This is a genomic window from Pontibacter akesuensis, from assembly GCF_001611675.1.
Taxonomy (GTDB): Bacteria; Bacteroidota; Bacteroidia; order Cytophagales; family Hymenobacteraceae; genus Pontibacter; species Pontibacter akesuensis.
Map to the genome: position 1 here is coordinate 3891315 of NZ_CP014766.1, position 25626 is coordinate 3916940.

16 protein-coding genes and 1 tRNA gene are annotated in these 25626 nt (G+C 48.5%); 9 read left to right on the top strand and 8 right to left on the bottom strand.

The genetic code is table 11. The annotated features are described in order from the left end of the window. Nucleotides 1–992: 992 nt before the first annotated feature. From A0W33_RS16465 to A0W33_RS16485, 5 genes are all read right to left on the bottom strand, one after another. The gene (locus A0W33_RS16465; protein ID WP_068839187.1) at nt 993–3371 is read right to left on the bottom strand and encodes an ABC transporter permease; all 2379 of its coding nucleotides are present in this window, start codon (nt 3369–3371) and stop codon (nt 993–995) included. Between the two features lie 678 nt (nt 3372–4049). Beyond that, nucleotides 4050–5636, bottom strand: coding sequence for a sensor histidine kinase (locus tag A0W33_RS16470; RefSeq protein WP_068839188.1), 1587 nt, complete (start codon nt 5634–5636; stop codon nt 4050–4052). 1006 nt (nt 5637–6642) lie between these two features. Continuing rightward, nucleotides 6643–8064: an amidohydrolase family protein gene (locus A0W33_RS16475; RefSeq protein ID WP_068839189.1), complete on the bottom strand. Its 1422-nt coding sequence runs from the start codon at nt 8062–8064 to the stop codon at nt 6643–6645. 103 nt (nt 8065–8167) lie between these two features. Continuing rightward, nucleotides 8168–10549, bottom strand: a complete 2382-nt coding sequence (locus A0W33_RS16480; protein ID WP_068839190.1) for an ankyrin repeat domain-containing protein — start codon at nt 10547–10549, stop codon at nt 8168–8170. Further along, nucleotides 10542–10949 carry a BlaI/MecI/CopY family transcriptional regulator gene (locus A0W33_RS16485; RefSeq protein WP_068839191.1) on the bottom strand — a complete coding sequence of 136 codons (408 nt, stop codon included), beginning with the start codon at nt 10947–10949 and terminating at the stop codon, nt 10542–10544. Before A0W33_RS16485 ends, A0W33_RS16480 begins: the two co-directional genes overlap by 8 nt. Before the next feature lie 426 nt (nt 10950–11375). Between A0W33_RS16485 and A0W33_RS16490 the strand changes: the two genes are divergently transcribed. Together A0W33_RS16490 and A0W33_RS16495 are read left to right on the top strand one after the other, a co-directional pair. Beyond that, the gene (locus tag A0W33_RS16490; RefSeq protein WP_068839192.1) at nt 11376–11939 is read left to right on the top strand and encodes a helix-turn-helix domain-containing protein; all 564 of its coding nucleotides are present in this window, start codon (nt 11376–11378) and stop codon (nt 11937–11939) included. Between the two features lie 187 nt (nt 11940–12126). Then, complete coding sequence (locus A0W33_RS16495; protein ID WP_068839193.1) at nt 12127–13365, top strand: serine hydrolase domain-containing protein; 1239 nt, start codon at nt 12127–12129, stop codon at nt 13363–13365. 223 nt (nt 13366–13588) lie between these two features. Here the strand turns inward: A0W33_RS16495 and A0W33_RS16500 are convergent. Then, a tRNA-Glu gene (locus A0W33_RS16500) sits at nt 13589–13660 on the bottom strand. 206 nt (nt 13661–13866) lie between these two features. On the opposite strand from A0W33_RS16500, the gene A0W33_RS16505 reads away from it, so the two are divergent. From A0W33_RS16505 to A0W33_RS16515, 3 genes are all read left to right on the top strand, one after another. After that, entirely contained in the window at nt 13867–14142 is a 276-nt protein-coding gene (locus tag A0W33_RS16505) for a hypothetical protein (RefSeq protein WP_068839194.1), read from the top strand. Nucleotides 14143–14177: 35 nt separating this feature from the next. Next, nucleotides 14178–14513: a hypothetical protein gene (locus A0W33_RS16510; RefSeq protein ID WP_068839195.1), complete on the top strand. Its 336-nt coding sequence runs from the start codon at nt 14178–14180 to the stop codon at nt 14511–14513. Nucleotides 14514–14654: 141 nt separating this feature from the next. Beyond that, nucleotides 14655–15368 carry an SIMPL domain-containing protein gene (locus tag A0W33_RS16515; RefSeq protein ID WP_068839196.1) on the top strand — a complete coding sequence of 238 codons (714 nt, stop codon included), beginning with the start codon at nt 14655–14657 and terminating at the stop codon, nt 15366–15368. Between the two features lie 89 nt (nt 15369–15457). On the opposite strand, the gene A0W33_RS16520 is transcribed toward A0W33_RS16515, so the two are convergent. Further along, nucleotides 15458–16456 carry a hypothetical protein gene (locus A0W33_RS16520; RefSeq protein ID WP_068839197.1) on the bottom strand — a complete coding sequence of 333 codons (999 nt, stop codon included), beginning with the start codon at nt 16454–16456 and terminating at the stop codon, nt 15458–15460. Nucleotides 16457–17119: 663 nt separating this feature from the next. Between A0W33_RS16520 and A0W33_RS16525 the strand changes: the two genes are divergently transcribed. From A0W33_RS16525 to A0W33_RS16540, 4 genes are all read left to right on the top strand, one after another. Continuing rightward, a complete protein-coding gene (locus A0W33_RS16525) occupies nt 17120–18673 on the top strand; it encodes a GAF domain-containing protein (protein ID WP_068839198.1) in 1554 nt (517 codons plus the stop codon). 142 nt (nt 18674–18815) lie between these two features. Then, the gene (locus A0W33_RS16530; RefSeq protein ID WP_068839199.1) at nt 18816–22934 is read left to right on the top strand and encodes a chemotaxis protein CheB; all 4119 of its coding nucleotides are present in this window, start codon (nt 18816–18818) and stop codon (nt 22932–22934) included. 376 nt (nt 22935–23310) lie between these two features. Beyond that, entirely contained in the window at nt 23311–23847 is a 537-nt protein-coding gene (locus A0W33_RS16535; RefSeq protein WP_068839200.1) for a YceI family protein, read from the top strand. Between the two features lie 256 nt (nt 23848–24103). Continuing rightward, complete coding sequence (locus A0W33_RS16540) at nt 24104–24877, top strand: DUF4184 family protein (protein WP_068839201.1); 774 nt, start codon at nt 24104–24106, stop codon at nt 24875–24877. A gap of 233 nt (nt 24878–25110) precedes the next feature. On the opposite strand, the gene A0W33_RS16545 is transcribed toward A0W33_RS16540, so the two are convergent. Next, nucleotides 25111–25605 carry an ankyrin repeat domain-containing protein gene (locus tag A0W33_RS16545; RefSeq protein WP_068839202.1) on the bottom strand — a complete coding sequence of 165 codons (495 nt, stop codon included), beginning with the start codon at nt 25603–25605 and terminating at the stop codon, nt 25111–25113. Nucleotides 25606–25626: the final 21 nt, after the last annotated feature.

Below are 25626 nucleotides of genomic sequence, written 5' to 3' on the forward strand. Positions count from 1 at the left end.
GCGACACTCCCTGCTTTCTAGACTTCAGTTAAGGCAAGGGTGACCCAAAAGCTCGGGAATAGGGAGTGTGCTATTGGTTAAAGGGTCTTTCTAAGCACCAACACATGCGCCACCTTTCTCTTTTGGAGTAGAAACTGATCTATAAAAGGTTGTTGCAAGGGTAAAAGCACGGCCAGGCAGTGCAATTCCCATAGCCGTATATAAGCGTTTATAAGCGGGTATACACGGCTAAGGGCTTAAATGCAGCTTGTTTGGGTAACTCAATGCAAAGGGAGCATGAGCAGATGTACCTTCCAGCAGGCATTTGCCTCAGTATTCGGTGCAATTACTGTCGGTTGCTCTAGGTTGCCCTGCGTTGCTGGTCAGTTGCATATTCCCGGCACCCGAAGAGCAACCCAGAATCAAACAGGTACCAGACCGCCGCCGCTTTTAGGTGTCCCAAGAAAAGGCCGTTTTAACGATATTTGTGAGGGGTATTTAAAATTTGTGCTTGGTGAGTACCGAACTGCCGTCTCATTAATCAAACCGACGTTTTGATTAATGAGACGAGTTGGTGATATAGTATAGCAGCTTTACTTCTAGAGCATAGCTACAGGCATTGATTAGAGAGGGGAGGCCAAGAGGGTAGGAGCAGGTAGCGCTAGAAAGTAAGATGCATGGTGCCTGTTGAGGGTCAACTCTGCCTACTTATGGGGCGTGTCCGAATAGTGTCCGAAGTACATAGAAAAGGCCTTCAGCTGCTGTTGAAGGCCTTTTCAAGTAGGCCGAAGGGGTGAATTATCGAACCTTTTCCAAAGGGGCTTGGCTATTCTGGTAACTTATCTTCACATAGAATGGTAATGAAAGGACAGATAGATCCTGTTATCTACACGGTCATTTAGACCTTTTTCATCTTAAAAGCAGTTAATATTTTGGCATTTTGTGTGCCGATAATCCATAGATTTTTAATGTGTCTTCAATAGAAGTGAAGCATGTTATCGCTACTCTGTTGCCTACTCAGATTTTAAATTGTCAATTGGGTTGGTATTGGCAGCTTTCCATGTCTGTGACAGTATGGTCGTGAGCCCTAGTACAAGTACAATTCCTAAACTGATGCTTACATCTATAAAACTAACCTGTATGCTATAATGCTGCATATCTGCTAATAGGTGTGAAAAAAGATAATACATGGCCGGAACAGTAATGATACTAGCTATTGCCATCATAATCATGAAATTTTTTGAAAGAAGAAGTACCAGGCTTTCTGTAGATGCTCCCATAATCTTTCTTATGCTTATCTCTTTGTAGCGCTTTCTGGTTGAAAAGGACACCATACCTAATAAACCAAGGCAGGTTACTGTAATGGCCAATAATCCTAAGAAGCCCCACAACCTGATAAGCAAATTATAGAAACTGTAGGCTTGCTTGATTTCTTCAGAGAAAAGCTGCGCGGTAAAATCTCCGTCTCCGCCGATGTTTTTCCAAAGCGTTTCCATCGTTTTTAAGCTACCTGCAACATCATTTGTTTCTAATTTTAAATTGGCATAGCTGAATTTGGTTGGGTCATATTCAAAGTAAAAGGGCTTGATAGCTTCTTTGAGGCCAGCATAGTGAAAGTTCTTCAAGATGCCAGCAACCTGCACTTCTCTTCCATCAGTTAAAGCAAATGATTTGCCTATTGCGGCAAGTGGGTCTTTCGTGCTCAGTTTTTTGGCAAACTCTTCATTTACAACTATAAGGTGCGCATTCTTTAACTTATCGTCGCTGAAACTACTACCTGCCAGCAACTCTAATTTCATATTTTGAATAAAAGCTTCGTCCACTGCCATAGAAGAGGCCTCCAGTGAATCTGCCTGAAATGAGATGTTGATCTTATGTTCTGGAGCTGAGCCTACTCCCAAAATATGTGATGACATAGAGACGCTCTGTACAGAGAGCAGATTGCCATATTCGTGTTTAAATATCTGCTGATTGACATTTTGTAATTCTACATCTAGTACATTTTCTGATTCAAATCCGAAGTCATAGTTTACAGAATAATGCTGCTGTCGTAGCATGATAACAACAGCCATTGTAAAGCCAATAGAAAACATGAATTGAGTGATCAGAACAGCATTTCGGAAGTACGAACGACCACTGGCTTTCACTTCTTTCCCTTTCATGGCATCTATAGGCGGTATGTTTATGAAGTATAGCGCTGGTATGATACCCGTAACAACACCTACAAGCAATGCAAAAACTATGAAGCCGGTAAAAGTAACCCTACTAGGTGATAGATCAATTGGAGGAATTTCTACCATCTGATAAATATAGTCAGTAGGAATAACTTCAAATATCACATACGCTATAAGCAGCGCCACCAGCACCACTATAGTTGATTCTATAATGAATTGGGAAAAGATGTGATGCACTTGTCCCCCCAACACCTTTCTCACGCCTACTTCTTTCATACGCTCCAGCGATTGTGCAATGGATAAGTTGATAAAGTTTGAACAGGCAGGAACCAGCACGATCAAGGTGATAAGGCCGGTTACAAAAAGCAGGAGCTTATCCCATGTAAGCCCCAATGAATCGTACAGTTGAGGGCCTGGTACAATATCGTTTAATTGCTGGAGATGAAAAGAAGCTTTTATTTCCTGGTTGGTATACTGCCTTTTTGCTACTTCATCCAGGTTGTGTTGTATGGTAGGTACCTTAGCGTCTTCAGAAATACGCATATATACATAGGAGCCACTAAAAGAGCTCCAGTCTTTTTCATCCTGCAAAAAAGCGGTGCCTTTATTAGACAATAAGGTGGCAAAAGAAGCAACAGCTTCAAACTGCATATGGGAATTATCGGGGAGGTCTTTTAAGATACCGGTAACCAAAAAATTACCATATCCATCCATTTTGATCATTTCTCCCATAGCGTCTTTGCTACCGAATAGCTTTTCAGCTTCCGTCTCCGTTAAAACGATCGTATTTGGTCTGGAAAGCGCTGTTGTCTTGCTACCTTGTACTAATGGAAAGTTGAAGATCTCAAAGAATCCAGGATCAGCAAAATAACCTGCCAGTTCAATCTTCTTTTCTCGATAGATTGCTTCTCCGTTAAGTGATCGATGAATACGAGCTACTTTCTCTATCCCCGTAAAGCTATTCTCTAACTGTTGCGCAAGTGCCATAGGGGCTGAGGCATACCGGGGATTGTCTTTTTTGTCATTTACCTGTGTGGTTACCCTATAGATGCGTTCGTTATGCGGATGGAAGTTATCGAACCTGAACAGGAAAGCTAACAGGGCTATAAACAGCAAACTCAGGTACATCCCCAGGGCCATACCTACCACGTTCAGTATCGTGAATAGTTTGTTTTTATATAAAATCCGGCAGGCGATTTTGACAAAACTCTTGAGCATATGAGTGGCTGTTAGAATGGTTTATGTTAAGGAAATGGCTTTCGCATTGCCCGTTAAAAGTGAGAATTGAAGGTAAATTCACTGGGGCTGTAACACAAAATAAAGTGACGAAAGCACTAAAGTATGGGACAAATAGAGACTCTGGAAAGCTCTATTTAAAGTAGATGTTCAGTTACCAAACCTTGTAAGATGCTTGCGACTACTTAGCCTGTATAGGTAGGCAAGGAAACCAACAGAAGGGGAAATTTATTGAACCAAAAAAGCCGCTCCATTTGATATGGAGTGGCTTTTTTGCTGTAGTAGACCGAAGGGGTGAAATATCGTGCCTTATCCACAGTGATTTGGGCACCCTGGGTATGTATTTGGAAGTGGGAGAGGAGCGGTAAAATCCTGTTCAACAGTAGAATTAAGTGCCTAACTAATCATCTCTGATGTTATCGGCCACAAATCAGTAAGGCTCCTGTTGAAGAGTAGCCTTACTGGTTACACATCTCTTTTATGTTCAGCAGAGAGTTATTAAGGACATAGTCATTGCTTTAGATTGCTCCCGAATGTGGTCCATTGCCTCTGCTTGTTCCTGCTTGCCTTTGTCCCGGAAATAGAGGGAATAATGAGACGAATTGGGAAAGGGCTTATTAAAGACTTTTCATACCGCAAGCTGCCTTCACAGGAATCGCTTCAAGCCTCCTGCCGCCTCAGGTAAACGGTAAAGGTTGTTCCCTTGCCCAAGACGCTCTGCACAGCAATACTGCCCCCGGCGTTCTCCACTATTCGCTTAACCATGAAAAGGCCGATGCCGGATCCCTCCACATGATCATGGAGGCGCCTGAACATGCCAAACAGCTGCCCCTGTTGCTCGGCACTTATCCCAAGACCGTTATCCTGCCCAGCAAACACGGTGTGAGCACCCTCTTCGCGGCAGCTTACCCGGACCATGGGAGGCCGTTCCGGATGGCGGTACTTGACGGCGTTAGAAATCAGGTTGTAGACGATGCTCCGCAGGTTCTTGCTGGAGAAGGCTATGGTCCCACAGCCGTCCAGGTCTGTCTCTACTTTAGCTCCCGAGGTTCGAATCGGCTGCTCCATATCCAGAAGCACCTCATGCACTACTTTGGCGATATCCACTTGGGAGATTTCACCGGTATGCTCATTCTGCAGCTTGCTTACATCCGTCAGGTGGGTGATTGTTTTCCTAAAGCGGTTTACTGCACCCTGCATCAGGGACAGAATCTGTTGGGTGCTGCTCAAGTTAAGGTTGCCGTTGCCCAGATCGTCGACAAGCAGGTGAAGGAGCCCTTCAATGTTGGCGATGGGAGCCTTTAAGTCGTGGGATGCCGTATAGATGAAATTATCCAGGTCCGCGTTGGAGTGGGCGAGCTGCTGGTTAGCCAAGAGCAGACTACGGTTGGCGGCGGCCAGCTCTGCTGTCACATGCTGCAACTGCTCCTCGAACTGCTTGCGCCGGGTGATATCGCTGCAAGACCCTACGTACCCAACGAAGGTGCCGTTACCGCTGTAACGGGGCACGCCCTCTGCCGAGCACCAGTGGACGGTTCCGTCAGCATGGAGTATCCGGAAATCCGCCTGGTAGTTGGCGCGGTTTCGCGCACTCTGGTGGAGCTCGCTCAAAACCCGCTCCCTGTCCTCCTCCAGAACAAAAAGAGCCCAGCCCTGCCCCAGGTGATCCTCAAACTTTCTGCCCGTCCAGTCAATCCACGTTTGGTTGACATAGGTGACGGCGCCGACTGTGGACGTCATCCACAGCGCCACAGGGGAGGTGTGCGCGAGCCCCTGCAGCAGCACCTCGTTCTGGTCCCCTTTCTGACGTTCCGTTACCTGCTGGGTGACGTTGGTTACCCGGTGGACGATGTAGAGCACATGGCCTTCCTGGTCGAGCACCGGCGTGTTCAGGGGCAGCCAGTAGCGTGTCTCAAACCCGCCTCCCAGTTCATTGGGACGGGGCACGTCATAGTGCTGCACGGGCATTTCATGCGGCCGGCCGGTGGAGAGCACCTGCTGCAGAGAGGAGTTTAGGTTGGCTACGGCATTGGCGTCCGGCACATCAGGGTTATCGGGGAAAGCCTGGAATACATGCTTCCCCACGATATTGCCTCTTGTCGTCAGAGTTGCCTCCAGGTAAGCGTCACTCACTGCCAGTATGAACAGCTTAGTGGACAGGATCAGGTACAGTTCAGGCAAGGCCTCAAATACCTTCTGGAAGGGGAACGCTTCCCCACCCGGGGACGCCGAAAAAGTGTGTGCCATCAAGGACCAAGTTAATAAATTTCCCAAAAGAAATGAAGAACATCCGAGTTTTGGATCGCTTCTGCCATATCCTCACCTTTGCATAATGATTTGAGATACCGCCATATTTTTCCTCACAAGGAGTCTGCCAATTTATGCCTTGCTTGCTATTCGGTTTTTCATTGATGGGACTCTCTCTGAATAAATGCTCTTTGCATACTGTCTCCGGAAACGCTGGAACTTTGAAGCGGAAAACAAAAGCTTTAAAAACTTTCCTTATCGGTGCCCTGCGTTGCTCAAGGTTGCTCTTGTCCCAGCAGGAGCTGTCTCAGACTATAAGCGGCTGTAGCATGCTTGCTGCCGCCTGAAGAGCCAGCCAAATTATAACAGGGTCGAAACCACCGCCACCGCTTTTCCTTGTATCATGAAACGGCCGTTTTAGCGATACTTGTAAGCGGTATACAAAATTTATGTTTAGTGCGTCCCGAATTGCCGTCTCACAAATCAATATTTTGATTTTGAGATGAGTTGGTGATACAGTAGAGCAGCTTATCTTCTAACACCTATCTCCAGGCATCAGAAGGAGGGAAGAGGTAAAGAAAGTAGGAGCAGGTCGTGCTAGAAGATGAAAGGAAGAATAAAGATGCGTAAGCTCCAGTTGAGGGTCAAGTCAGCCAACTTATGGGGAGCGTACGATAATCATGCGCAGCTTTAGCGTCCGAATAGTGTCCGAAGCTAAAGAAAAAAGGCCCTCAGCTGCTGCTGAGGGCCTTTCGTGTAGACCGTAGGAATGAATTATCGAACCTTTTCCACAGGGATTTGATGGCCGTAAGTATGTATATTGAGGTGGGAGAGGAGGGGTAAATCTCTTTCCATCAGCAGCATTGTGTGCTTGTTCATCATAATAAATGTTATCATCCACAAAAAACTATGGCTCCTTACCAACATGAGTATTAATTGTTATAGTCTGCTTTTACATTCACCATGTCGGTTAAATAGCAGCCTCTCTCAGAAGGGTGTCGCGCCTTTAGTTAGCTTTAAATACTTTTCCGCCTTTTATTACAGTCTTTTCAGAGAGGAAATTTTTGTAGTTATCAAATGGGCTTTGTTCAAAAATGAGTAAATCCGCTTTTTTACCTGTTTCTATTGATCCGTATTTGCTCTCTATTTTCATTGCTTCTGCACCGTTCCATGTCGCAATCTGTAAAATGTCTTCAACTGGAATACCAGCTTCAGAAAGCAACAACAGTTCGGAAAGGAGCGCTTCCCCTCCTCTTCTACTATCCGTTCCAATCCTTATTTTAATTCCTTTATCAAAAGCTTGCTTCAACGTTCTCATCAAAACACCGAAGGCTTTTTTTAGCTTCAGTTTATGTTTTTCTGAATAGTTTGGCAAACTGAGATTCTGTTGACTATCCTTCCCGAATGAGGTGAAAAAGTATGTTTCTTCAGCTACTGCCCCCATTTGATGAATGGTAGTGCTTAGCGTTGCATTGTTCTTAGCCATTTCGTCCAGCAACTCATTCATTCTTGATTTATACCCTGGGTTTTCCTCGATATATTCGAAGGATAATATCATGACGGCTACCCATTCATCAATGGTCTCAATATCTACTAAATCGTATTTATCATTAAGCAAATTCCAATGATTATCGAAATCTATGACATTTGAAGGCAAGGAGAGCATGTGTTCAAAATTGCTGACTCCTGACTCCATTGCATCAAACATAGATACTCCACCTCTGTCAACATGCCCGCTTATCGTTAATTTTTGATTCTTCGCTTCTTCAACAGCGGCACTGAATTCGGGCTCATCCAGGAATGAATACAGTTTTATATGTTTTATCCCCATCTTCGCATATTCCTTGACTTTTTTGCGGGCGGCTTCCGGGCTGGCTATTTCTGCATGAGTAAACGCCAATGGTCTATCCAAAGCAGAAATCAACGCTCCTCCCGAAATATATAGATTGGGGAAATCGGGCAAAGGATTTTTTTGCCACTCAATGGAGGCGCTTATCCATTTTTCTGTTTGGCCCATTTCTACGATGGTAGTTGTACCGTATTTAAGATAAGCTTCACTCAATCTTTGGCGGTGAGAATCATCAAGCGAATCAGGAGCATGTTCGGCATCTCCAAAAGTATGATATAGGTGTGTATGCGTATCTATAAAACCAGGGACAACTAATCGTCCTTTACCTTCAATAGTGTTCAAGGCTCTAACATCCTTTGAGTTATCTACAATCGCAGCAATTGTATCCGCATTGATCAGGATTGTTTTATTTTCCAGCACATTCTTATTCTTGCTGTCAAACAGGTTGATGTTTACGATTGCAAGCTCATATGCTGGTTGAGGACTACGTTCAGCTACTTTAGTTTGCCGGGTGCAGCTGCCCATACAAAGCTGCACTACTATAGAGATTCCGATTAATTGCCAAACTTTATTGGTCATGATTACTGTTGGAGCTATCCTATTTGCAGTTTATTGATTCTGTTCTTGAGAGATGAAAGCTGATGGAGAGAAATAAAACCAACAAAGTGGCCTATAACTATTTTCATCTGAGCAGTTGTATCATCTCCTGGCTTTCTGCTTCACTGGCGATACTTCTGGCAGACTTTCCTTCTTTGGTTTCAGCGTTTATTTCGGACCCTTTTGAGATGAGCAGCTTGACGAGCGGCAGGTTCTTTTTTTCTACGGCTTCCATCAAGGGTGTCCAACCGGTGGCTTCATAGAGCAGTTTCCCGGGTGCGGTTTTCATATCTTTGTAATCCCCTTTTACAGCATACACTGTTTTGGCAACCCGCACATTTGCATTTGCGCCGGCATCGAGAAGTACTTTGGCAGCCTCCACATATTCTTCTTCCACGGCCAGCATCAGCGGGGTCCAGTTGCCCATTGTCACTCTGGTGCCCAATTCATTGTTCCAGTTATACCACTCTGCCGTGACTGGTGACTCTATGTTTGAGCCTGCCTTTAGCAACTGATTCATGACGGTTGTGTGTCCCTCGCCAGCAGCAAAATGAAGAGCGGTCCATCCTTCCCTGTTCGCCTTGTTGGGCTTGGCCCCTTTGGTCAGTAAGAAATCCACCACCTGCGTATGCCCTTCCCGTGCAGCAGCCGATAAAGCTGTGGCGCCCTGTTCTGAAGCTGCTTCAACCTCTGCTCCGGCTTCCAGCAGGGTCTTCACGGCATTCAGTTGTCCTTCGCCAGCGGCAGCCAGCAAAGGCATCCGGGCACCATTCGATGGGTAATTGATTTTCGCGCCACGGTCTATAAGGAGTTTTATGAATTTCGAGCGGCCCTCTTCCGCGGCAAAGCCTAAGGGCGTCCAACCTCCCTTGCTGATACCATTGATGTCTGCGCCCTGGCTTATAAAATACTCGAACATTTCTTCCTTGTCTTCATCTATTGCCGTGATGAGGAATTCCACCTTCTCCTCACTGGTAAGCTTTGGGCTTAGAGGCATCAGGAAGCGAACGACGTTTGCATGTCCTTCCCTGGCTGCTAAAGAAAGTGCTGTGTTATCATCTGCTTTTGCATTCACAAACGCTCCTCTTTCCAGGAGTACTTTTACTACTTCCAGGTGGCCTTCTGCCGCAGCAGCCAGTAGGGGAGTACGTCGTTCACTTGTTGCCAGCTCCACTTTTGCTCCTTTATCCAGCAACCGGTTTACATAGATAAGCCGGCCTTCTGCTGCTGCAAAGCCAAGCGGCGTCCATCCTTCACTGCTTGTTCCATTGATATTTACCCCCTGCCTGAGCAGGTAAGAAAACAGTTGCTCATCTTCGTCATCAATGGCCTTGATGAACAGATCTACTTTTTCTTTTTCATCATTGCCCTGACTTGCCAGCACAATGGCTGAAATGGAATGAGGCGCAGGAGACGAATTGACGCCGGCAGCTGCCAGGAAACTTAGCCCGCCCATGAGTACCAGGGCCGTTACAAAGCCTTCGCGAAAGCGGTTGGCCGTTGGGAACGATTTGTTTACTAATCGTAAAATGCGCCCGCTAAAAGAAGAGGGGGTTCCGGTAAAAGAAAGGACTGTTTTCATAGTTTTGAATTTTTGTTCCTGAAGATGAATTAAAGTGCTTGCATAGCTTTCCTGCTGGCCGGTTAACCCGACTACTAAATCGTCGCAGCAATTTTCCCGCTCCTCATCCAGCAGCCTGGACATCCAATAAGTAGCCGGGTGGTAGAAAAGCAGAATGGTGGTCAGCGACTGTATGACATTGAAGAAGTAATCGTTGCGCTTGATGTGGGCGAGCTCGTGGAGCAGGATGGCTTCCACCTCCGCCTGGCCCAGCCTGGTGGCCAGACCGATGGGGAAAAGCACCACAGGCTTCAGCCAGCCGATGGTCATGGGGGAGGAGATGCGCCATGACTCCAGGTACTTTACTTTTTCAGAAATCTTTAATTGCTTTTCCAGTTTGGTAATCATGTCTTTCCATTTGGCTGGAAAGGGCGCAACGCCATGGCTTTTTAGTCGCTGCACGTAAACCAGCTGGCCCAGGTAGCGCAGGAGCAGGACAACGATGCCCATCAGCCAAATCGTCACCAGCAAGGGCAAGTGCCGCTCGAAATAGAGGACAAACCTGTTCCGTATGTCCTTTACTATGTTCTTCTCTGAAACCTGTATTTCATTCCTCACAGATGATGGAGCCGCTATGTTGGGTGCGGCATACGTTTTATCCAAAGCAGCAACCTGTACCTGTGGTGCTACAGGCTCATACTCGCGGATGATGTTCAGGGGAATAGTTGCGGCAAACAAGGCCATAAAAAGGGCTACAATGAGGTACCTGGTCTGGGAGCTGAACCTGCGCAGGAATACCAGCAGGATACCTAATACAACGGCCAGAAAGGTGCCTTGCCAGAGGCTGTGCAGCAGAGACCAGCCAATGGCCTCTACCAGTTGCAAGGAGAAGAAAGCATCAATCATGGTCTTTTTGGTTTTTATTTTCCTTTTGGGCGATCACCTTTTTCAGCTGTTCCAGCTCTTCGGGGCTGGCTTCATAGTTGCCGAGGGCCTTCATGACCAGGCGCAGAGCGGACCCACCAAATGCCCGCTGCAGGAAAGTGTCCAGTAATGCCGTCTGGGTAGCTTCCTGCGCGACGGCTGCTTCGTAAATATGATTCTGGCCCTCTATCTCTCGCTGCACAAACCCACGTGCATGCATTACCTGCATTGTTTTTAAAGTGGTGGTATAGCGGATATCCTTTTCCTGCGCCAACAAATCATGGACCTTCCGGACAGTGGAAGGCCCTCTTTGCCACAGAATTTGAAGGATAGCCAACTCAGAACTGGTCGGCTGCTGGTTCATGTTTTTATCAGTACTCATTAGGGCTACGATTAGACTCGTAGCAAGTGTACGATTAAAATCGTAACGAAGCAAATATTAGATACGATTTTTATCGTATCTAATTTAGATGTTTGTAACTACGACAATGCTTTGCCAGGAATTGACATGAAGTTATACACTACCTTTTCCCATAAAACGGTCATTTAGAGGAAGAGGCTTCCTGAACGGACTAACAAGCTGTAATCGACACCTGTACTACCTTAAGGTCATTATCAAGAACGGAAGCGTGTGAGAAAGATGTGGTGGAGAGTATAATCTGCCTGACACCAGGCTCAACCACCTTTGCGCCTGGTGGCCAACACAGCATGTACACGCGTTTCCGCTATTCGCTCTTCCCAAACCCTAATACTTGCAAAATGCATGCTTTTTGGCTACTATTGGGAGACAACAGCAGCCTAAGCAGCCATGAAAAGCACCATTGCCCAAAACCTTCTCCGGTGCAGAAAGAAAAAGGGCCTTACTCAGGAGCAGCTTTCTGAGTATTCTGGTGTGACCGTAAGAACTATCCAGCGTATTGAGAATGCCAAAGTTGAGCCTCACCTACAAACGCTTTCGCTGTTAGCCCAGTGTTTGGAAGTTAAGGTGGAGGAACTGTCGTATGCTGGGTCTGCTGATGAAACAGCCCCCAGTGAAACCGCCCTAAGAAAATGGCTCTCACTGTTTCACCTGTTGCCTTTAGTTGGTGTGATCTTACCTTTTGCCAACCTGATACTGCCGTTTATACTTTGGGCTTACAAGCGGGACGAGCATCCGCTATTTGATGAGCATGGTAGAGCTGTGGTTAACTTTCAGCTTACGGTAACATTGGCTTCCATGCTGGGCATCGTGCTGCTGGTGCTGCTCTTCCCGATTGGCCTGCTGCTTCTCATACTTACAGCCGCCTACGCACTTACTCTTAGCTTCTGGAACGCCAAAAAAATCATTAAAAACCAAGGCTATAACTACCCTTTGTCCATCAGGTTTCTCTAAATCCTTCGGTAAGCAACAGCACCTGCCCTTTAAAGAAAGGAAGCAGACAAAACACTAAAAAGCGCCTCTAAAACATACTTCAGGCCTAGGTGTCACCTACGCGTCGGGTAGGTGTCGGTAGAGCGTATACCTGTAAAGTATAGCTTTGGAACTTTCACATTGTTGAACATTCAAAGCAAAATACAGCATGTTAAAACCCACCACACTTATACTTGCCCTAGCACTTCTTCTCAACAATATTTCGCTTGGTCAAAGCAGGTATATCCACAGAATAAACGGCAGCAAAATAACCGCAAGCGAGCTAGACAAAACCATTATCCATCTGATGGACACCGCCAAAGTCACCGGGGTGGCCATCACTATCTTCAACAAAAACAGGGTCGTTTACCAGAAGGCTTTTGGCTATGGTAACGCAGCCACTAAAACTCCCTTAAGCGCAAATACAATTTTTTACGGCGCCTCCCTTAGCAAAGCTGTTTTCTCGGTGCTGGTGATGCAACTGGTGGAGGAAGGAGTGATTGACCTCGACACCCCGCTACAAAGCTACCTGGAAAAGCCTCTCTCGGAGTACGGGTACACAAAAAAGAATACTAAAAGCTGGAATGGGTATATCGACCTGAAAGGCGATAGACGCTATGAAAAAATCACGGCACGCATGTGCCTGACCCATACCACTGGCTTTCCGAATTGGCGCTTCTTAACCAGCTCTGGGTATAAGAAGGATGGCAAGTTATACTTTGAGTTTGATCCAGGTGTCCGTTATAGCTATTCTGGAGAAGGGTTTGCTCTACTTCAATTCGTGATAGAGCAGGTAACGGGAAAGGGGCTAGAGGAGCTCGCGCAGGAACGCATATTCGTTCCACTAGGCATGAGCAGGACCAGCTATATCTATGTATGGCAGCCAGGGCAGGAAAGCCAGTATGTCTATGGGCATGACAGCAAACAGAACGCAATTCCAAAAGACGAGGTAGATGATGCCGGGGCAGCAGGCAGTATGGGCACCACGCTGGCAGACTACTCCAAATTTTTAGCAGCTGTGCTGAACCAACAACTGCTGCTGCAGGACTCGTATAAGGAGCTGTTTAAACAACATGTTACCATTAGAAGCAAGCAACAGTTCGGCCCTAACGCATTGGTTGAGACTAATGAAAATGAGGACATAGGTTTGGGCTACGGACTAGGATGGGGCGTATTTGACACACCCTATGGTAAGGGTGCTTTCAAAGAGGGAGGATCAGAAGGCTACCAACACTATTCTATTATTTTTCCAGAGACCGACACTGGTGTCCTGATCATGACGAACAGCGATAACGGCGACAGCATATTAAAGGAACTACTGGAAAGAACCATAGGCGACACCTACACTCCTTGGCAGTGGGAAAGCTATATTCCGTACGATTTTGAACATGAAAGCGTAAGCAGGTAGCATGTAGATGCCTATCAGGTGAAGGACTGGCAAGTGGTGCCGCTGTCTGCTGACTAAGTCACTTTAAAATACTGCGGTGAAACATGCTACCCTTTAGTTGGGAATCCCACCCGCAAGCCATATGCACTTCTGGTGGATAGTAAAGCTATCCTTGAGCGAAAGGGATAGGTTAGCGAACCAAAAAAGCCGCTCCATTTAAAGTGGAGCGGCTTTTTTACTGTAGTAGCCCGTAGGGGAATCGAACCCCTGTTACTAGAATGAAAATCTAGCGTCCTAACCCCTAGACGAACGGGCCGTTCTGTCTGATTGTGGTGCAAATATAGAGGGCACATTTTACTTGTGCAAGTGCCCTGCTTTAAACTTTGCAAGGGTACAGGCATGTGGTTGATTATCAAATCTAAAAAAAGTGTCAATCCGGCATCTCGACTTAATCCTAACCAATACGTGCTTCTTGCGTTAAATTAAACCAATCGTTTTACAAGTATAAATTAACACTACTACATGGCAAAAACGCTGCAATACGAAGGTATAAAACCGGAGGCCTTCGACCAGATGAAGAGCAAGTTAAAGTCTTTTGGGCTGGACCTACGGGAGAACAGCGGTGGCTTCAGTGAAAAAGGCGTTTCGGGCAAGTACAACTACAGCCCCGAAAACGAAAGCCTGGTGCTGGACGAGCTTAGTGTGGGTTTTCCCGCAAGTATGATGTTAAGTCTTGATTCGCTGCAGCAACGCATGACGGAAATCGTAGTGCAGTACGGTGGCAGACCTAAACAGTAAGAACTATCACAATTAATTATTTAGCACATATAACTATGGAAAATAATAATAACCAGAACAACGAAAATCAGAATAAAGGAAATCAGGGCAAAGGCGACCAGCAGAAGCAAGGCAGCGGAAGCGGAAGCGGTGTTTTGTCTATGTTACAGCCGCATGATATGTCGCGCACGGTGGAATCTGCCATGCACGTATTCCAGGGACGTTCTGATAAATTGCCTGATTTGATGCAGGATATGGGGCACATCATACTAAAAGCCTCCCGTAAACTTACAACCACACAGCTGATCCTGGCGGCAGGAGCGCTTACAATAGGCGCCATACTTGCCTCGCGCTACAGCCCGCAGGTAGATGATTACGAAGAGGCCGCCTAGTAGTATGAGAAGCATAAAAAAAGCCCTCTCCCATTGGAGAGGGCTTTTTTTATGCAAAATGAACTTGTGGCACAAGGTTTGACAAACGCTACTATATACAAATTACCTATACTTGTGTTAAGATAAAACCAACCTAAAATTATGAAAAACAGAAATCGAATTTTGCTCCTTGTAACCTTTGTGCTAACGGCTTTTACAGCAAATGCACAGCAAAGCGCGGTGCTGCCACCACTGGTAAGCGTTAACGGCACAGGGGAGGTGCGGGTGCAGCCCAACGAAGTGGTGGTAAACCTGGGCGTGGAGTCAAGGGAGAAAACCCTTGATGCTGCCCGTAAGGAAACAGACAAGAAAGCGGCAGCGATTATCAGCTACCTCAAAAAGCAGGGGGTGGACGCAAAAGACATGCAAACCTCTTTTGTTACCCTAAACCCCGTGTACAACAGCGGGGAGTTTGGCCGTACAAGTCCTGATTTTTATGTGGCCCAAAAGAACATGACGGTGGTGATTAAGAAGCTCAACCGCTTTGATGAACTCCTGTCGGGGCTGTATGGAGTGGGGGCAAACCATGTACACGGGGTGCAGTTCCAGGTGTCCGACGTGGAGAAGTATAAGGCAGAGGCACGGAAGAAGGCAGTGGCCAACGCCAAACAAAAAGCTTCCACCCTCACCTCAGAACTCGGTGCCAAAATCGGCCGCGTCTATGCCATCAGTGAGAGCGAAGGGTACCGGGGCCCACAGCCCATGTATAAAGTAGCCTTGCAGGAAGTAGCTATGGATGGTGCAGGGGGACCTTCGATAGCCGGTGGTGAAGTTGTTATCTCTGCTAACGTCGATGTAAGTTTCGTGATTGAGTAGCCTTATATATTGATTCACAGTCTAAGAATGCGAAAGCGGCACCAACTTTTCCAGGTTGGTGCCGCTTTCGCGTTATACTTAACCCGGCCTTACACAGGCTTTACAAAATGCTGGATGGGCTTGAAGTTATTCTGGGCGTCGAGCAGAAAGCTTAGTGGCTGCCCGGGGTTCTGGAGTATTTTATCTTCCCGAATGCTCCACGGCTTCAGCATTTCCTCGAGCATGTGCGCGTAAGCAGTCATTTCCCAGGGGTTGAAGATCTCGTTTGTCACATCGTCTATTAGGGTATCGAGTACCAGTTTCGTATCGTCTGGCTTTGTGGGGCGCACGAAATACTCCGGTACCACCGCAAAGATGTAGGCGGCGTAAAAGGCTCTTGCCTTAAATTCCGCCACTTGTACAGGGTGTAGCTGCTGCCCCTGCGTAACGCCGTAAAGCCTGCCCAGGGCGCGGCCAATAATACCATTGTCCAGCAGCGTACACACCACGGCCACTGGACCAAGCTTGATGCTAAAGCACATGGTGGTCAGCTCGTCCTGGTACTCGAAAGGCAGGTTGTCCTCTGTCGGGTCCACTTCCAACAGGAACAGGGAGCAAGGCAGAAAATCAGAAAACACCATGGGTACCCGCAGCGACTGCAGCACCATAAAGAACATCCTGAACTTACCGAGCATTTTGGGGTCCTCGCTTACGGCATACTCAGGCATAATCAGCGGGTTCGCCTCCTTTATCAGTTCGGTTACCAGGGTGCCGTAATACATTTTGCCGATCCACTGGAAAAGACGCTGCTGCGGTAACTGCCGCACGCCCTCAATTCCCTGGGAAAAAGCGCTTTCTACTTCCTCCTCCAGGGGCAGCAGGTAATGGGTGTGGCAATGGTCGCAGCAGGGAATAGTCAACTGGCCGAAGCTGGTCACACTTTTATCGAGCAGCAGCAGCTCCTTGTCTTTGAGGTTATACTTGCGTTGCAGCCATTCAGCGAAAACAGGGGCACGGTGTTCAGTTGTGATAGCGGTTCCACACAAAAAGCAATTCGTGTCGGTAAACTGCATTTTCCCGAACGGCTCGTATAGCGATAGGTTTGTCATTGTTTCTAGGGGTATGCAGCCGCAAAGATACGGAAGTAGCCGCGAGTTCTGAAATGGATGTACCGCAGCAAACAGCGGGGGAAGGAATAAATTGCACCTGCCGGTGCAACAGGCACTGCTTAAGGTGCTTACGGAGCCGCGGGAAACATACACCCTGCTGCAGCAGCTATCGGACAATTGGCAGCTGCCTTTTTACCTGGACAAGGTGGATGGAAGGAGCCATTGTAAGTGCAGTACGTTGCGCAAACCAATCCTCCTTACGGGTGTTAAGTATAGCGGCAGGCGTACAGTTGGTGGCGTAGCGGCAGGAAGTAAAAAAAACGTGTTATGCCGTTCTGGCTGTTTGATGCCTTCTTTTTTCCGTGTAAATTTGAAATTAGCGCCTGCTGTTGTCTTGAAAGGACAATTACCACGTGCTTTAGTTGTCGAAATTAGGAGAGTGTTTGCATGTCATGCGCTGTCCGGGCACCCTGGCAGCGGCTAGGATATTTATACCTGGTGGAGCAACACAGGATCTTTTTAATAAGGTGAAGAGACAGGGGCGATAGGACAGCCGGGGAGTGCAACACAAGGTTCAATTTAACAACAGCGGTCAGGCATGTGGCTTCACCGCATCACTAGCAGGCAGAGAGGCTTTCTGCTTTCCTGGCACTTTGATTTTATATGGAAAATAAAGCAGCGATTAATGTTACCGTTCCCAAGAATTACGATTCGGAATTTTGCGGTAGCATCCCCCTACACCTGGTAAACCTGATACAGCCACATGGTGTGCTCCTGGTGTTGGATAGTGAAACTTTAAGTATCAGGCAGGCGAGTGAAAATGTGGAGCAGTACCTGGGCATTGGCCTGGAGGAGTTGCTGGAGCACGAACTTGCTGCCTTCGTGCCACAAAAGAATGTGGAGGAGATAAAGCTAAAAATCAAAGCCAACAGCAACCACGATAAAATTCCACTTAGTCTTACCTTTCAGGTGAATGGGGAGAATGTGGCGTTTACGGCACTAGTGCACCCCAAGGAGGAATATGTGTTGGTAGAGTTGGAGGAGGCGGAAAAAGCGGTGGATGAGGTGCCGTTTATCGGACTTTATCAGCACATCAAGTACCTTACTTCGCTTTTTAAGCAGGCGGAATCCTCTGAGGCGACAGCACAACTGGCGGCTAACGAGCTGAAGAAGCTCACCGGCTTTGACCGGGTACTTGTTTATCAGTTCGATCCACAGTGGAATGGCATTGTAATAGCGCAGGCAAAAGAGGCGGGCATGGACGATTACATGGGGCTGCGCTTTCCAGCCTCTGACGTGCCCAAGCAATCCCGCGATTTATACTTCCGAAATCCATACCGGCTCATTCCCACCCGCGATTATGCTCCTGTCAGACTTATTCCCATTGTAAACCCGCTTACTCAGCGCTTCACGGATCTTTCGGACTGTAACCTGCGCAGTGTGGCCACCGTGCACCTGGAATACCTGAAGAACCTGGGCATACAGGCATCCATGTCGCTGCCGCTCATTATTAACAACCAGCTGTGGGGTTTAATCTCCTGCCATAACATTGCCGCCAAAAATCCCAGCTATGAGATGCGCTCAGCACTGGAGTTGCTTTCGGGTATACTTTCTGCCCAGCTGGCGAGCCAGGAAAACGAACAGGCAATCCTGTTGCGGGTGCAATTGCGAAGCATTCATGCGCGCCTGCTGGAGCAGCTATACAGCAATCAGAATTTTGCCGATGGCGTGCTCTCCGGCAGTACGAATATACAGGATTTGCTCTCGCTTTCGGGAGCGGCAGTATTGTATGAAGGCGGCATCTGGACAAGCGGAGAAACCCCGCATCACCAGGAAATGAAAGAACTGGTATCGTGGATCAGGCGTAACAAAGGAACCTCACTTTTCGCCACGGCCAACCTGGGCAAAGACTACAGCCGCAGCGTTGCCTACAAGGATGTAGCCAGCGGCGTTGTCGCGTTGCCGATTAACGCGGAGCAGGGGGAGTATATACTGGGCTTTCGCTCAGAGGTGCTGCAGACCATCAGTTGGGGTGGGGACCCGAACAATGCCATACAAATGGAGGCCGACGGGAAAACATACCACCCCCGTAATTCTTTCGCTACCTACCAGGAAACAGTAAAGCATACTTCCCTGCCGTGGAAGGAAGAGGAACTGGAGGCGGCGGAGGTTCTACGAAGCGCGGTGCTCGAGAAAATCATCAGAGAAAACTATTAAGTACGCAGCCGCAAAGACATGTCAGAAACCACCAGTGCAACTTCCTTTTTGATGTGCCTTTCAGGCAAAATAGAAGATTCACATTTTGCGTTATCAGTTGTAAGTGCCATCTAGAAAAAGAACAGCAGCTTGCCCCAAGAATATGAATGAAAATGCACCCCAAAAGAAGGAAAGAAAACAGTTAACAGACCATTACCTGGTAGGTATTGGTGCTTCTGCGGGCGGGTTAGAGGCCATACATAAGCTTTTTGATCACCTACCCAACAACTCAAGCTTTTCATTTATCATTATTCAGCACCTTTCGCCGGACCACAAAAGCCTGATGGCCGAGCTCCTGACCAAGCACACGCGCATGCAAGTGCAGGAGGCCGAAGACAAGATGCTGACCAGGCCCAACTGCGTGTACGTGTTGCCGAGCGGCAAGCAACTGACCATTGAGCACGGGCGCCTGCGCCTGGCCGATAAGGCGCGTAGCAGGGAACCTAACTTCGCCATTGACCTTTTTTTTGAGTCCATGGCCAAAGAGCGTGGCCGTCTGGCAGTGGGCGTGGTGCTGTCAGGTACGGGCACTGATGGCACAAAAGGAGCCATCGCCATAAAGGCGGCCGGAGGCATGGTGGTGGTGCAGGACCCAAAGACTGCCAAGTTTGATGGAATGCCTCGCAGCGCCATCGATACAGGGGCGGTGGACTTTGTGTTGCCCCCAGAGCAGATGCCGGAGCAGATACTCGACTACACCCAAAACGTGCTGCAGGCATCCATCGAAAATACAGAAGCAGGCAACAAAGGAGATGAGGCTATATTGAATGAAATTCTGGACCTGATCTGCTCCCAGACCAAGACGGATTTTACAAACTACAAGCGCCCTACCATTGAACGCAGGCTCAGTAAGCGCATGGAGGTGGTGCAGGTTAAGAACCTGGCCGGCTACCTTTCCTACCTTCGGGAAAACCCGACGGAAGTGAAGATTCTCTCCCAGGAATTCCTGATTGGCGTTACGCGCTTTTTCCGTGACAACGAAGCTTTTGAGGTGCTGGAGAAGGAGGTAATCCCTGCTATCTTGGCGAAAAAAGACCCGGAGGAAAGTATAAAAGTATGGGTGGCAGCCTGTAGCACAGGAGAGGAGGCCTATTCCCTAGCCATGCTGTTTCAGGAACACTGCCGCAAAACCGGAGCTGAGGCAAAGGTGAAAATTTTCGCGACGGATATAGACTCACGTGCCATCAGCTTCGCCTCTAAGGGGATTTACCCTGCCTCAATTGCTAAAGAAGTGTCACCTGATTTTCTGAAGCGGTACTTTTACCAGAAGGGCAACAAGTATGTGATCAATGAGGATCTTCGGAAACTGGTGGTATTTGCCCAGCATGATTTGCAGAAAGACCCGCCGTTCAGCAAGATCGACTTGGTAACATGCCGCAACATGCTCATTTACCTGAACCCGAACCTGCAGAACAAGGTGCTTTCCCTGTTTCCGTATGCGCTGAACATGGGCGGCTACCTGATGCTGGGGCCAAGTGAGCACATCGGGGATCTGAAGTCGTTTTTTGTGGAAGAAAACCGCAAATGGAAGCTTTACCAGAAGGTGAAGGACAGCATGGGCGTTCGGCAGAACTACGGTATCTCTGACTATACCCCAGCTTTCTCGGCGGGAACCCAGCCTAACATTAAAAATAACCAGTTGCTGCAGTACAGTGAGTCCTTTATGGATGCCGTGGCCGATGACTTTAGGGTGACGGGCCTGTATGTGGATGAAAGTTACCAGTTGCTGCATGGCATCGGCGACATCAACCGCTTCCTGAAGTTCCCTAAAAAGCGCCTGCAGTTCAACCTGCTCAAAATGGTTCCTGATGAACTGGCCGTGTCCATCAGCGTGGGCATCCGTAAGGCGCTGAAGAATAACCAGAACGTCCCGGCGCGGCAAGTAGCTATCAAAGAGGGCAATAAGAGCCGGCTGGTGCAGGTATCCATCAAGCTGATTGCGGCCGAGAAGAACCTGGCTAAGGTAATACTGGTGCTGCTGCAGGAGGTGGGGCCGGCTGTTGCTTCGCCAAAAGCAGCAGAACTGCCGCCGGTGGCCGACTCGGATTATTACCAGCAGCTGGCCGCGCTGGAGATGGAGCTGAAGGAGGCGCGTGACAGCCTGCACTTGACGGTGCAGGACCTGAGCACCTCGAACGAGGAGCTGCAGTCGAGCAACGAGGAACTGATGTCCTCGAACGAGGAGCTGCAAAGTTCAAACGAAGAGATGCAGTCGCTGAACGAGGAGCTGCACACGGTAAATACTGAGCACCAGCTGAAGATAAAGGAACTGCAGGAGCTGAACGAGGACCTGGACAACTACATCCGAAGCTCCAACATTGGACAGGTTTTCCTGGACCACAACCTGGAAATACGCAAGTTTACGCCTTCGGCACGTGAGCTCATAAATATCATGGAAGGCGATTTGGGGCGCCCGATCCATCACCTGTCCCATAACCTGAAGTATACCCAGCTCACGGAGGATATCCGGAAAGTAAACCATACCTCGGTAGAGGTGGAGCAGGAGGTAGAAACCACAGAGGGCAAGTACTTCCTGATGCGGGTTATCCCGTACCTGAAGCACGACGGCAACAAAGACGGTGTGGTGCTTAGCTTTGTGGAGGTTACAACCCTGAAGGCGCTAAGCAACGTGGTGCAGGGCGTGCTAAACAGTTCGCTCAATAGCATTATGGCTTTTAAGGTGCTGCGCGACGCTAAACAGGAAATCACCGATTTTATTTGGAGTCTGCTTAACCATAAAGGGGAGGAGCTGATCGGTAAATCCTTTGTGCACCTGTCGGGGGAGAATATCCTGCCCGACATGCCTTTTATTCGCAAGAGCGGCTTATTTAAGAAATTTGTACACGTGGTGGAGTCAGGGCAGCCGTTGCACATTGAGCAGCAGCTGGAGATCAGGGGCACGCGCGCCTGGTATGAGATTGCCGCCGTGAAGATGGGCGATGGCGTGGCGGTGACCATGGCCAACATTACCGAGAAGAAAAACACAGAGGAGAAAATACTGCTGGCGTACGAGGAGCTGAAGAAGGCCGAGGAAAACCTGATCAGCCTGAACGGCCAGTTGGAAGCACGGGTTTTGGAGCGAACGCAGGAGTTGGCTGCCAGCGAGGAGCGGTTCAGGCTGGTGTCGATGGCCACCAATGACGTGGTGTGGGACTGGGACCTGGTCAGCAACTCGATGTGGTGGAGCGATAGCCTGGAGAAGACTTTGGGCTTTGCCAGAGAGGAACTTGCCTATGGCGTGAACGGGTGGTTTGAGCGGGTGCACCCCGAAGACCGCGAGGCGATGGTAGCCGGCCTGAACCAGGCCATCAATTATGGCAAGGAGCAGTGGTCTGCAGACTACAGGATACGCCGGGCGGACGATACGTATGCCTATGTCTCGAACAGGGCCTACATCATGCATAACGAGTACAAGGTGCCCTACCGCATTCTGGGTTCTTTCATCGACCTTTCAAACCTGAAGGAGACGCAGGAGAAGCTTCAGAGCTCCAACGCGCACTTGCTGAAAGTAAACGCCGACCTGGACACATTTGTGTACACGGCCTCGCACGACCTGAAGGCGCCGATCGCCAATATTGAGGGGCTGCTACTGCTGTTGGAAGACCAGATAGAGGCTGCCGGGCCGCTGCCGGGCGAACCGACCAAACCGGTGTTCGACATGGTGAAGGACTCTATCAGCCGCTTTAAAAACGTGATTAAGGACCTCACCGATATTGCCAAGGTGCAGCGCGACGTGGACGGCGCCGCCGAGCAGGTGGACCTGCTGGAGATACTGGAGAACGTGAAAGGCAGCATGAAGGACTGGCTGGATACTGAGAAGGCACAGATTGTAGTCGACTTCAAATGTCGCCCGAAAATTAAGTTTTCCACTAAAAACATGCATAGCGTTCTTTACAACCTGATCAACAACGCTGTGAAGTATAAATCGCCGGACAGGAACCCCGAGGTGCGCCTGAAGCTGGAGCAGCAGGACCATTACCTGGTATTGTCGGTGCAGGACAATGGCCTGGGCATGAGCAGCGACAACCTGTCGAAGATGTTTACCCTATTCAAGCGCTTTCACTCTCACGTAGAAGGAACCGGCATGGGTCTTTACATTGTGAAGCGGATAATGAACAACGCTGGAGGCAAAGTGAATGTAGCAAGTGAAGAAGGCGTAGGCACTACCTTTAAAGTATACTTTAAGCACGAGGTAACCGAGCCAAGCCCCATCGCCGGCTAAGGCGCATCAACCTGTTCTTTCAAAAGTATAGGTACCACGTATGGTCAAAAAAAAGGGCGGCTTCTCTTATAGAGAGGCCGCCCTTTTTTTGAGCCGCTGCATGGAATCCTCTAGCTGTGCGCTGGCTAACCGTACCCTTGCTTTTGCATCATCAAACAAGGTCAGATAAAAAGAAAGAAACCTTTATGTGAAAATATATGTATGTACATTAAATGTAGATATATTTATTATATTTGTGAAGTGCCTGCCGCGGGAGTGTCACCAATAAAAAAGGCATTTTGTGCACCCTGGATGTGCTTCACCAAGTATGGCATAACCATAAGCGCTTATATGGCGGTATACTAAGTTGATTAATCGTATAAACATAAAAAATATTATGGCTACAACAAAATGGGCAGTAGACCCAACCCACAGCGAAGTACAGTTTAAGGTAAAGCACCTGATGATCACCACTGTAACAGGCTATTTCTCTAGCTTTAACGTGGAGGTGGAGACAGAGGACGAAGACTTTACAAAAGCTACACGTACCATTTTTACAGCGGATGTAGACTCTATCAGCACCAATAACGAGCAGCGTGATACGCACCTGAAGTCAGCGGATTTCTTTGATGCTGAGAACCACGGGCAGGTAAGGTTTGAGGGCAGAGACTACGAAAAGAGCTCTGAGGATGAGTACAAACTGACCGGTGACCTGACCATTCGTGGCATTACCAAGCCGGTTACGGTTAATGTTGAGTTCGGTGGTGTGGTTGTAGATCCTTATGGACAGACTAAAGCAGGTTTCACCGTAACAGGCAAGATAAACCGCAAGGACTTTGGCTTGACATGGAGTGCCGTGACAGAGGCCGGAAGTGTAGTTGTAAGCGATGAAATTAAGCTTCAGGCGGAGATCCAACTGGTGAAGCAGGGTTAACCACTATATTGCATGAAGGGAGAGGCTGCTTTTAGAGGCAGCCTCTTTTTTTTTGTGGCTTTGCCCCCGAGATGGGCCTTCCATGTAACGGCTGCTACTGCTGTTTGCGGCGAGTTATACTTTAGTGGATAGATTGTTGCGCGTTAACGGCTGCGAATAGGCTGTACCGCCCGCTGTTCCGTAAAAGGGGAGCAACAGTTTTGAAGTATGGGCCGGTATGCTTTGCTGCGGCCTATGTAAAATAAATCTACGCTACATGCCTTTTACCTTTTCGCATCCTGCCATTGTTCTGCCGCTGAAAAAGCTGAAACCGAATTGGTTTTCGGTGAATGGGCTGGTGCTGGGAAGTATGGCCCCTGACCTGCAGTATTTTCTCAAAATGAGCGGCGCCTCCGATTTCGGCCATACCGCCATCGGCGTGTTTGCTATCGACCTGCCACTCTCTTTTCTGGTGGCTATTGCCTTTCACCGCTGGGTACGGAATAGCCTTATCCGGCACCTGCCTTCGCCGCTAGATACCCGCTACAGCGATTTCCTGACTTTCGACTTCAATGCCTACCTCAGGCGTTCCTGGTTTGTGTTTGCCGCTTCAGCTTTCGTGGGGGCGCTGTCACACATGTTCTGGGACTTCTTTGGGCGGCCCGAAGGAATTGTGTATTACTTTGCGCCCGCTTTCTTTGAGCAGACCCTGCAACTTGGGCCGGTGGAGATGGAAGTAAATGACCTGATAGAAAGAATAGGCTCCGTACTTGGGTTAATATTCCTGGGCTGGCTCGTGTTTCAGAAAAAGGAGCCAATTGCCCCGGCCGTGGCAAGCCGCACCACCAGGCAGAAATTCACTTTTTGGGGTGCTGTTTTGCTGGGCACCCTGCTCATTACCGCCCTCAAACTTTGGCTAGATTGGGAAGAAGACAGTGCGGGTTTTTACATCATCGTGCTAATTAGCGCGGGCTCGTGGTCGTTTGTGCTCGCGTCTGTGCTCTACCATTTCTTCAGCAGGCAGCCAAATGCCAGTAGCCGCACCTCCTGACTGAAGCACCCTGAACAGCAAGAGAACCCCAGATGGCCAAGGTCCTCTTGCTGTTTCTGATTTCAGGTGAAAGTATCGCTGCTCTAATTTGAAGTATAGCGTCTTCGACAGGTGGTTCTACAAATCTGCTTATGGCTTTGGTTTAAAAGCCAGCCGTATAATAGCGTGATATTAAAGCATAGCTTGATGTGATTATCCACATAAACCGAAAGCTGTTTGGCTTATGATCTAGCTTATTTTTGATGTTGCTCGAACAAAACCAGTGCCTCCTCATTGCCCTGCTGGTGTGCCAGGTCAAGTGCGGTGAGGCCGCGGACGTCGCGGATAGTAGTGTCGGCTCCTTGCTCCAGCATAAGCTTCACAAGCTGGTTGCGTCCGAACAAAGTGGCAAACATCAGGGCGGTGCCGCCGTTGCCATTCTGGGTGTTCAGCTCGGCACCTTTCTCGATCAGTAGCAAGGCAATCTCGGGGTATCCCTTAAAACACACGCCCATCAGCGCCGTGTTGCCACCGGCATCTTGTGCATTTACATCTGCCCCAGCGTCCAGCAGCAGTCGCGTCACTTCCTCGTGTCCATCGTAGGCAGCAATAATGAGTGGCGTGAAGCCCCGGCCATCCGTGATGTTTAGGTCCGCGCCGGCGGCAATTCGCTCTTTGATGTAGGCTGCATCCCCCTTTCGGGCTGCGTCAATCAGTAGGTGGTCCTCGTTAGAAGAAGTAAAAGTCATAGATGTATAGTCTTATGGGTA

Bases quoted from the DNA above. Each gene is read 5' to 3' on its own strand.
- A0W33_RS16515 (WP_068839196.1), top strand. From the start codon at position 14,655: ATGAAAAACAGAAATCGAATTTTGCTCCTTGTAACCTTTGTGCTAACG.
- A0W33_RS16495 (WP_068839193.1), top strand. From the start codon at position 12,127: ATGTTAAAACCCACCACACTTATACTTGCCCTAGCACTTCTTCTCAAC.
- A0W33_RS16530 (WP_068839199.1), top strand. From the start codon at position 18,816: ATGAATGAAAATGCACCCCAAAAGAAGGAAAGAAAACAGTTAACAGAC.
- A0W33_RS16470 (WP_068839188.1), bottom strand. From the start codon at position 5,636: ATGGCACACACTTTTTCGGCGTCCCCGGGTGGGGAAGCGTTCCCCTTC.
- A0W33_RS16490 (WP_068839192.1), top strand. From the start codon at position 11,376: ATGAAAAGCACCATTGCCCAAAACCTTCTCCGGTGCAGAAAGAAAAAG.
- A0W33_RS16480 (WP_068839190.1), bottom strand. From the start codon at position 10,549: ATGATTGATGCTTTCTTCTCCTTGCAACTGGTAGAGGCCATTGGCTGG.
- A0W33_RS16540 (WP_068839201.1), top strand. From the start codon at position 24,104: ATGCCTTTTACCTTTTCGCATCCTGCCATTGTTCTGCCGCTGAAAAAG.
- A0W33_RS16510 (WP_068839195.1), top strand. From the start codon at position 14,178: ATGGAAAATAATAATAACCAGAACAACGAAAATCAGAATAAAGGAAAT.
- A0W33_RS16545 (WP_068839202.1), bottom strand. From the start codon at position 25,605: ATGACTTTTACTTCTTCTAACGAGGACCACCTACTGATTGACGCAGCC.
- A0W33_RS16520 (WP_068839197.1), bottom strand. From the start codon at position 16,456: ATGACAAACCTATCGCTATACGAGCCGTTCGGGAAAATGCAGTTTACC.
- A0W33_RS16465 (WP_068839187.1), bottom strand. From the start codon at position 3,371: ATGCTCAAGAGTTTTGTCAAAATCGCCTGCCGGATTTTATATAAAAAC.
- A0W33_RS16535 (WP_068839200.1), top strand. From the start codon at position 23,311: ATGGCTACAACAAAATGGGCAGTAGACCCAACCCACAGCGAAGTACAG.
- A0W33_RS16525 (WP_068839198.1), top strand. From the start codon at position 17,120: ATGGAAAATAAAGCAGCGATTAATGTTACCGTTCCCAAGAATTACGAT.
- A0W33_RS16475 (WP_068839189.1), bottom strand. From the start codon at position 8,064: ATGACCAATAAAGTTTGGCAATTAATCGGAATCTCTATAGTAGTGCAG.
- A0W33_RS16485 (WP_068839191.1), bottom strand. From the start codon at position 10,949: ATGAGTACTGATAAAAACATGAACCAGCAGCCGACCAGTTCTGAGTTG.
- A0W33_RS16505 (WP_068839194.1), top strand. From the start codon at position 13,867: ATGGCAAAAACGCTGCAATACGAAGGTATAAAACCGGAGGCCTTCGAC.